This is a genomic window from Endozoicomonas sp. SESOKO2, assembly GCF_024606245.1.
Taxonomy (GTDB): Bacteria; Pseudomonadota; Gammaproteobacteria; order Pseudomonadales; family Endozoicomonadaceae; genus Endozoicomonas_A.
The window spans coordinates 1-1471 of record NZ_JAHHPQ010000203.1 but is presented as its reverse complement, the minus strand read 5'-3'; the positions used below and the strand labels follow the sequence as shown (position 1 = coordinate 1471).

Here is a 1471-nt window from a genome sequence, read left to right as displayed (position 1 = left end):
ATGGTATTCCTTTCGGTACACCACCCGAGCTGGCAGCTTTTATTTATGGTTATCTGGATATTACGGCGAAAATAAAATCCCTGAAAGCACTCCCAGCCAGTTTTAAAAGTGAAAATGATGAATTATACGAAGAACTTATTCGTTCAGGAATGATAGAGCTTAGAGACCTTCCGGAGCCTATTAAAAATAAAAATAAAGAGTACTGCCTTTCACAATTAGCAGATGGCTTGTGTCAATTGTCAGAGGTTCCGGCTCTACCATAAAATTTTTAAATACACTGGGGTGCAGTCCCCATAGAATCGGTAGAACGGTGCGATGCTTTTCTGAATTCCAGATACTCCCCTCTGGCGTCAACGTTTTAACAAGTAGCTGCAACGGTGCCACAAGTTTACCGTGTGAGGGCGCTATGGCCGTTTCAAGGTTTCCTTCATTATGTTGCAGGGACGGCTGAAAATAATCATTGTCAGTATTCTTTGCCTCTTGATTGTTTGGCTGAACAGAGGCCATAAAAAAGTGCAGAACCGCCTTTTCCAACAGTTGCAGAATCAACTCGGCGCGGTTGGCATTCGCCAGTTGTTTAATGGTTGCGTCAACGCTGGATTCAATGTGATCCTGCCCCTGCAAGGTCATGCCAAAATGCGGGTATGGAAACAGCTTATAGGTCAATTGCAGGTGGCTGTCGCAATCGGGTTGTTGCTCACCACAAAGAGACAACTGACCACTATGACCATCCGCATCAAATTCAAGCTGGCCAGCAACCCTTGACACAGGGAAACGGGTTGATGCCAAATCGGGATTTTGGATCAGGGCTACTGTGTTTTTAATGACTGCATCGGTTAACAGGCTGGCAATAGAATGCCCCCTAGCAAAAGCTTTCAACTCATCTTTCGCTTCATTATGCAACAACGACTCAATACTCACCGGCAGAGTTTCTGAAGCTTCGCTGTGGGTCAGTGCGACTAACGTTGATTCTGTGGCTTTTTCTGAATAATGAATGTCAATGCGAACGGCTTCTGGCGCCTCGGGTGAAACCCATGAGAGATCAATATGAACGACACCGTGTTGGGAACTGGCCTCATAAAGCTCCAGCCAGGGGGAATAGCCGTTGGGTAGTGGCTTCTCAGCCAGCCAGGGACTGATGGATGGGCTCAGCGGGAATGGCGTTATTCGCAAAATCTGCTGATGACCTTCCTGCTGGTAAATCAGCTCCAGGTAAAATCGTTTGCGGATGTGGGGTGGGTCCACCTGAATTTGCTCTGGTCCTAAACGAGTACCGGTATACCAGCTGTACAGGGCACTTTTGACACTGGGCAAAATGGCCATGGAGAAGACTTGAGCCGTGTGCAGCGTGACAGGGTTTGCTGTCCAGCGACTGAGCACGGAGGCGGTTGTTTTACTTGCCATCCAGTACATCAAGGCGTTGGATGCCAGCGAGGGCAGTGCGCGTAAACCGTTCAGAGATAAATAATCA

General features: G+C 47.7%; 2 protein-coding genes. One reads left to right on the top strand and one right to left on the bottom strand.

The features are described 5' to 3' along the window. The coding region (locus tag KDK17_RS04830; protein WP_257287478.1) for a hypothetical protein at positions 1–263 on the top strand (263 nt) is incomplete at its 5' end. On the opposite strand, the gene KDK17_RS04825 is transcribed toward KDK17_RS04830, so the two are convergent. After that, the coding region (locus KDK17_RS04825; protein WP_257287477.1) for a hypothetical protein at positions 181–1471 on the bottom strand (1291 nt) is incomplete at its 5' end. The two genes, KDK17_RS04830 and KDK17_RS04825, sit on opposite strands and share 83 nt — an antisense overlap.